General features: G+C 51.8%; 7 protein-coding genes and 1 rRNA gene. 5 read left to right on the forward strand and 3 right to left on the reverse strand.

The genetic code is table 11. The features are described from left to right. Positions 1 to 101 precede the first annotated feature (101 nt). Positions 102 to 971: a diaminopimelate epimerase gene (gene dapF / locus ACE99V_RS11030; protein WP_400491135.1), complete on the forward strand. Its 870-nt coding sequence runs from the start codon at positions 102 to 104 to the stop codon at positions 969 to 971. A 28-nt stretch (positions 972 to 999) separates the two neighbouring features. On the opposite strand, the gene ACE99V_RS11035 is transcribed toward dapF, so the two are convergent. Beyond that, on the reverse strand, positions 1,000 to 2,139 hold the full coding sequence (locus ACE99V_RS11035) for a LysM peptidoglycan-binding domain-containing protein (protein ID WP_400491136.1): 1,140 nt from the start codon (positions 2,137 to 2,139) through the stop codon (positions 1,000 to 1,002). Positions 2,140 to 2,373: 234 nt separating this feature from the next. Continuing rightward, positions 2,374 to 2,517: a hypothetical protein gene (locus ACE99V_RS11040; RefSeq protein WP_400491137.1), complete on the reverse strand. Its 144-nt coding sequence runs from the start codon at positions 2,515 to 2,517 to the stop codon at positions 2,374 to 2,376. Positions 2,518 to 2,744: 227 nt separating this feature from the next. Here ACE99V_RS11040 and ACE99V_RS11045 point away from each other — a divergent pair, with 227 nt between their 5' ends. From ACE99V_RS11045 to ACE99V_RS11055, 3 genes are read left to right on the forward strand one after another with little or no spacing between them, the layout of a single operon-like run. Further along, a complete protein-coding gene (locus ACE99V_RS11045; protein ID WP_400491138.1) occupies positions 2,745 to 3,890 on the forward strand; it encodes a cysteine desulfurase family protein in 1,146 nt (381 codons plus the stop codon). An 11-nt stretch (positions 3,891 to 3,901) separates the two neighbouring features. Further along, on the forward strand, positions 3,902 to 5,101 hold the full coding sequence (gene thiI, locus ACE99V_RS11050; protein ID WP_400491139.1) for a tRNA uracil 4-sulfurtransferase ThiI: 1,200 nt from the start codon (positions 3,902 to 3,904) through the stop codon (positions 5,099 to 5,101). Between the two features lie 34 nt (positions 5,102 to 5,135). Then, positions 5,136 to 5,912: a fumarylacetoacetate hydrolase family protein gene (locus tag ACE99V_RS11055; RefSeq protein WP_400491140.1), complete on the forward strand. Its 777-nt coding sequence runs from the start codon at positions 5,136 to 5,138 to the stop codon at positions 5,910 to 5,912. 59 nt (positions 5,913 to 5,971) lie between these two features. Here ACE99V_RS11055 and ACE99V_RS11060 read toward each other — a convergent pair whose 3' ends face one another. Next, positions 5,972 to 6,262, reverse strand: coding sequence for a hypothetical protein (locus tag ACE99V_RS11060; RefSeq protein WP_400491141.1), 291 nt, complete (start codon positions 6,260 to 6,262; stop codon positions 5,972 to 5,974). 390 nt (positions 6,263 to 6,652) lie between these two features. On the opposite strand from ACE99V_RS11060, the gene ACE99V_RS11065 reads away from it, so the two are divergent. Beyond that, positions 6,653 to 6,727 (forward strand): 16S ribosomal RNA (locus ACE99V_RS11065); the annotation flags it as partial.

Consider the following 6,727-nt stretch of genomic DNA (forward strand, 5'->3'; position numbering starts at 1 on the left):
TCCGATCATGCTGGTTGCTAGTGGTAGTATACCACTTCACCATTCCGCCATGTTCTGTGATAAGATAAGGTCAAATGGAACGCGGAAAGAGGATTTGAGTGATGAAGTTTACCAAAATGCATGGGTTGGGAAATGACTATGTCTATGTGAACTGCTTTGCGGAGCCGCTTGAAGGAGTGGATCTGCCTGAGTTGTCCAGACGGGTCAGCGATCGCCACTTTGGTATCGGCGGAGACGGTATGATTCTGATCATGCCTTCCGAGCGTGCCGATTTTCGCATGCGCGTGTTTAACAACGACGGCAGCGAAGCCAAGAACTGTGGAAACGGGCTGCGCTGCGTCAGCAAATACGTATACGATCACGGCTTGACCGGGAAGACGACGTTCACGGTGGAGACGCTGGGCGGTATTGTGACGCCTGTCGTGACAGTAGGGGAAGACGGCAAGGTGGCGCAGGTTACCATCGATATGGGGGAACCGCGTTTTGCCCGCTCTGCCATTCCCATGACCGGAAAAGCAGATGAGCATGTAGTGGAACAGCCGCTTACGATTGACGGAAAAACGTTTTTGCTGACCGCCGTCTCGATGGGCAACCCCCACGCGATTTTGTTTGTAGACGAGGTGCGAGACGAGGACGTTGTCACCTACGGGCCGAAGATTGAGTTTCACGAATGGTTCCCGGAGCGCACCAACGTGGAATTTATTCAGGTGCTGAATCGCCGCGAGCTGAAGTTCCGCGTCTGGGAGCGGGGCTCGGGCGTGACTCTCGCCTGCGGAACCGGTGCATGCGCTGCCGCCGTTGCCGCTTGTCTGACTGGAAGAACTGAACGGGAGGTAACCGTTCATCTGCTCGGCGGTGACTTGTTCATCGAGTGGAGGGAAAGTGACAATCGCGTCTACATGACAGGCCCTGCGACGGAGGTCTTTTCAGGAGTGTATACAGGGCCCCTCCCGTACGAAAAAACCCCGTAGCCTAGGGCTGACGGGGTTCAAAGTTTTGTCAACTCAAGCCGGCGGCAATTTTGATCGCCGACTGGTGGCTGGTGTCCGGAAGCTTGTCCTTGTGCCGCAGACTGTTGCGGAAATGAATGTCGAAGTGACCAGTGAAGTTATTGCCGCTGATGTATTCGATATCATGGGGCATGGAGGACATGGAAGCGGCGATTCGCCTGCCGTTCACCTCAACGATCACAGGGCGGACTTTCCAGGAGTAGCTGCCTCCCCAGATTTCCTTGATGATTGCGGTATCGGCAGAGGTCAGCGGTTCCGTGTCGGAGTGGAACGCGCCGATGGTACGCTTGACCATGAAGCTGCGGCCGGTTTGAAAATCGGTTACCTTGGCGACGGCGTTGATGGGAAACAGGTACTGGGCTGCTTCAAACCAGTCCAGGTACTCACCGTACTGCTTACCGGGAGTCTTTGTCACCGGGATGTGATGAATCGGAATTTTTACGATTTGTCCGATCTGCAGATTGGTTGAGGAACTCAGGTTGTTGACCTTTAAAAACTCGTCCATTGGGATGCCGTGCGCAAGGGAGACGGACCACGGCGTGTCCCCTTTGACCACCCTATAAGTCGTCATTTCCACCCAGGGCTTGTCCGGTTCGAATGGTTCAGGAGTATTCGTATTCGGAATAATCAGTTTTTGGCCGATATTCAAATGGGTCGAAGTCATTTTGTTGGCATCCATGATCGATTGAATGCTGACGTTGTACAGGCTGGCGATTTTCCAGAGCACATCTCCACTGACTACAGTATGTACCGTACCGGATTGCGGGACCAGCAGCTTGTCCCCGACAATGAGAGTGTCACTGGTCAAACGGTTGATTTCCTTCAGGCTGCTGATCGTGGTATTGAACTTGTCAGCAATTTTCCACAGGGTGTCCCCGCTTTGGACCTGATAAATGCTGGATTGCGGCGGGATGTAAAGCGTGGAGCCAGCCAGGATCATGTCGGATCGCAAATGATTGGCGATTTTCAATTGTTCAACGCTGCGATCGTAGCTGTAGGCAATGTTGCCCAGCGTATCCCCAGCCTTTACCGTGACGGTTTCAGCAGAGACAAACGTAGCGGGCAGCAAAATCGCGCCGGCGATCACAGATTGAAGTGCCAATCGTTTCCATCGTGCTTTCTGAAACATAGAAGCCCCCCTTGGTGCACATCGTGATGGTTGAATGGAGTAACAATATTGTAAACAGAGGAACATCATGCTTGCATTGGATAAATTGATCCTTTCCATCCAACCTCTGCCATATCGTGCTCCATTTGAGCCTTAAGAGGGTTCTTGCAATAAGCCTGCAGACACAAAAAAGCGTGGAATTTCGCACCCCATTCGTGCCAATTCCACGCTACTCAAAAGAAAATGAGTGAAAAGTCACCCGTTGTACACCTCTGTCAGACAGGCTGCTGCATCCCATTGGTCAAATTCGGCGTTGTTCATTTTGTCCAGTTCTGCCTGCAATTGTTTCAGTTCCGCTTCGATCAGGCGGATTTTTTCTTGCATCACTTTCGTTGTCATCCTGGTTCTCTCCTTACACGGGCTTTTTATCTAAATTTACTGACTATTCTAACAAGAGATTTTCGCGCTGTAAATAGCGGAAGTTGGTTGTAAGCGTTTGCTTTTGTAAACGTTTTGTGAACGCAATTTTCACTTGGGAACGTGGATTGTGTGCAAAAATCGGGGAAACTAGTAAGGAATCGTGTTATGATGAGAGGTAGTCTTTAACCGTCAGGAAGGTGTCGTTTGTGATTTACTTTGACAACAGTGCCACGACCCCGCCGCATCCGCAGGTGGTTGATGTCGTCAGGAAGGCGATGGAATCCTATTATGGAAATCCCTCTTCCCTTCATCAAAAAGGAGTCGAGGCGGAAAGCATTCTGAAACAGGCGCGCGCCATTGCTGCCCAATACTTGAAGTGCAAGCCGGCGGAAATTGTGTTTACATCCGGAGGCACCGAAAGCAACAATGCGGCGATTAAAGGCGTGGCGTTTCAATATCAAAACAGGGGCAAGCACATCATCACCACTCAGGTGGAGCATCCGGCCGTGTACGACGTTTGCAGGCAGCTGGAAGAATGGGGCTTTTCCGTCACTTATTTGCCAGTGAACGGTGAGGGCCGGGTTTCCCCGGACGATGTGAAAAAGGCGATTCGCCCCGACACGATCCTCGTTTCCGTCATGCACGTAAACAACGAACTGGGAACCATTCAGCCGATCCATGAAATTGGAGGGTTTCTCAAGCTGTATCCCAAAATCGTCTTTCATGTGGACGCTGTCCAAAGCTTCGGAAAAGTGCCGATTCAACTGAAAGAGTGGGGAATTGACCTGCTTAGCATCTCGGCCCACAAATTTTACGGGCCCCGGGGAGCCGGCATTTTGTACAAGCGGGAAGGTCTGAAAATCCAGCCGTTGCTCATGGGCGGGGGGCAGGAAGGCGGGATTCGCTCCGGTACGGAGAACGTCCCTGCGATCGCCGGCATGGCTAAAGCGATTCGCTTACTCGAAGAGCAGGCAGGCAAGGAAGCGGGGTATTTGTCATCCCTCACGCGGCAGATGCGGGAAGGGCTGGCGGCGATTCCAGGATGTATCATCAATACTCCGGAAAAAGGTGCTGCCCCGCATATCGTCAACCTCTCCTTTCCGGGGATGAAAGCAGAGGTGCTGCTGCACGATTTGGAAAAGAGAGGATTTCTCGTCTCCACCAAGTCAGCCTGCTCGACGAAGTCGAACGAGCCAAGCCGCGTGCTGATGGCAACGGGAATGGAGCGGGAACGAGCGCTGTCGGCACTTCGTATCAGCGTCGGACGGGAGAACTCGCCTGACGAAGTGAAGCAGTTTCTCGCCGCCTTGGCGGACAGCGTCAAGCGAATCCGCCCCTATATGAACGTATAAAGGAGAAAACCATGAACTACGATGTCATTCTGATTCGTTACGGCGAATTGGCGTTGAAAGGAAAAAACCGGGATCTTTTCGAAGAAGCGCTGATGCGCAGCGTGAAAAGCATATTACGCTCTTTTTTCAAGGTAAAGGTACGCCGGAACTACGGCCGGATGTACGTGGAACTGAATGGAGAGGACGCTCAAGCGGTCATGGAAAGGCTGCAGCGCGTTTTCGGCATCTCTTCCTTCAGCCCGACGATTCAAGTCGAACAGGATGAAGAGGTAATCAAACAAAAGGCATTGGAGCTGGTCCAGCAGCTTCAACCGCAGCCGCGAACCTTCCGTGTGGAAACTCGCCGGGCGGACAAGCGGTTTCCGAAGACCTCCATGGAAATGAGCAGGGTCGTTGGGACCCACATCCTGCGCAACCTTCCGGAAATCAAAGTGGACGTGCACACCCCCGAGGTAGTTGTCAACGTTGAAATCCGAGTGGAAGGGACGTTTATCAGTTGCGAGACCATCCCGGGTCCAGGCGGCCTGCCGGTAGGCGTTAGCGGCAAGGTGCTGCTTTTGCTCTCCGGCGGCATTGACAGTCCGGTGGCGGGCTGGATGATGATGAAACGGGGGGTCACACTGGAAGCCATACACTTTCACAGCTACCCCTTCACCAGCGAACGTTCCCTAGAAAAGGTACGCGATCTCGCACACAAACTGACGCGCTGGGGCGGTACCGTCCGCCTTCACGTCGTGCCGTTTACCGAGATTCAGACCGCCATCCGCGAAAAGTGTCCGGAAGATTACCTGATTACCATCATGCGCCGCTTCATGATGCGCATCTCACAGCAGATTGCAGAAAAAACGGGTGCGTTGGCTCTCGCAACCGGTGAAAGCCTGGGGCAAGTCGCTTCCCAGACACTGGAGAGCATGAACACCATTAACAGCGTGGTGTCGATCCCGATCCTGCGCCCGTTGATCGGCATGGACAAAACGGAAATTACGGAAATCTCTCGTAGAATCGATACGTATGAGCTGTCCATTTTGCCTTACGAAGACTGCTGTACGATTTTTACTCCCAAAAATCCGGTTACTCGTCCGAAGCCGCACATCGCAGCACGTTTTGAGGAGAATCTGGACGTAGACGCATTGGTTGCCGATGCAGTAAACCGTACGGAAGTGGAAGAAATCACCACAAAAGCACGTGAAATCGTAACCGATCTGTTTTAATATAGACAGCGTCTCTTTAGGGAGGGGAAAACAGATGATTATTCGTTATGAGCGAAACGGCAAGGTAAAGCACGGTTGGATGGTGCAAGAGGAAAACAAGGTACGCGTGATTGAGGGAGACATCTATAAGGTGGAATCAGCCAAACCGATCATGACCGGTTTGGAGCTGCCGCTTGACGAGGTGAGCCTGCTTGCGCCCTGCACCCCGAGCAAAATCGTTTGTATCGGGCTAAACTATAAGGATCACGCCGAGGAAATTGGCAAAGAGCTGCCCGCGGAACCGCTGATGTTCTTAAAGCCATCCACAACGGTGATTGGTCCTGGAGAGCCGATCGTCTACCCGAAGCTGACGGAAAACCTTCATTATGAAGGGGAGCTGGCCGTTGTCATCAAAAAGGAAGCGCGCCGAATCAAAGCGGAGGAAGCAGACGATTACATCCTCGGCTTTACCTGCGCGATTGATGTGACGGCACGTGATCTGCAGTGGAGGGACGGGCAGTGGACCAGGGCGAAGGGGTTTGATACGTTCTGTCCATTGGGCCCGGCGATTGCCTCCAAACTTGATTACAACGACTTGCGAATTGTGACACGGGTAAACGGTGAAATACGACAGGATTCCAATACGAATCAAATGGTGTTTACCGTTCCGCAGCTTCTTGAGGCAATTACTGCCGTTATGACCCTGCTTCCAGGAGACGTCGTGTTGACGGGAACGCCTTCCGGAGTGGGGGAACTTCAGCCGGGCGACGAGGTATCTGTAACCATCGAAGGGATTGGTACGCTGTCCGCACGTGTGAACAAGGAAGAATAACAGGGAGAAACATGGATTAAGCCCCAGCCGTTTTTTATGACGGAGGGGCTTGCTCTTTTTTAGAGAGGTTCTTCGTCCATTCCGCGTTCGTCGTGAGGCGGATGAGCAGACGGATCGTGACGTGGCAAATCCTGATGCATATTGCGTGTTTCGTACGTAAATCGGGTAGTTGTAGAGTGCTGGCCCGGTTCCCAGCCGGTTGCCTTGCCCAGGTGCGTTTCGTTGGTCGGGGCTCCGTACGGTCCTTCGGGAAACTCCTCCTGCAAAATCTCATTTCGCTGTGATTCCACCGTAGAAAGCTCGCTGTACTGCTGGTTGTCATATTCGTGGTACGTCGATTTCGGCTTCACCGGTCCACCGCCTTTCCATAAAAAGCTGACTGACTATAGTGTAGAGCAAACGCAAGAGATCTATTCAAAATTCCCCATTGACTTGCCGTTTGGTTTTTAGTAAATTTAAAAACTGTTGCGGGGTTTTCGGTTCGGTCGAAAAAATCGAGAAGAAATTTGAAAAACCTCTTGACTCTTTTAAGTGCTTTTTGTTATATTAATTCTTGTCGCCGCTGAGCAAGGTTAATCGCAAAAAATAAACTCTTGCAAAGTGAATGGCGATGTGTTATAATGAAAAAGTCGCTCTCGAGCGGCTGGACGAAATGAAATGCTCTTTGAAAACTGAACAGCGAAGCGTTTTAAATAGCCAAGCAAACATGTTTTTGAACCTTGATCAATTTCTTTCTAACTTTATTGGAGAGTTTGATCCTGGCTCAGGACGAACGCTGGCGGCGTGCCTAATACATGCAAGTCGAGCGAGTCCCT

Source organism: Brevibacillus soli, assembly GCF_044759095.2.
In the GTDB taxonomy this organism is placed as follows: domain Bacteria; phylum Bacillota; class Bacilli; order Brevibacillales; family Brevibacillaceae; genus JBIYSM02.

Bases quoted from the DNA above. Each gene is read 5' to 3' on its own strand.
- dapF (WP_400491135.1), top strand. From the start codon at position 102: ATGAAGTTTACCAAAATGCATGGGTTGGGAAATGACTATGTCTATGTG.
- ACE99V_RS11055 (WP_400491140.1), top strand. From the start codon at position 5,136: ATGATTATTCGTTATGAGCGAAACGGCAAGGTAAAGCACGGTTGGATG.
- ACE99V_RS11035 (WP_400491136.1), bottom strand. From the start codon at position 2,139: ATGTTTCAGAAAGCACGATGGAAACGATTGGCACTTCAATCTGTGATC.
- ACE99V_RS11040 (WP_400491137.1), bottom strand. From the start codon at position 2,517: ATGACAACGAAAGTGATGCAAGAAAAAATCCGCCTGATCGAAGCGGAA.
- thiI (WP_400491139.1), top strand. From the start codon at position 3,902: ATGAACTACGATGTCATTCTGATTCGTTACGGCGAATTGGCGTTGAAA.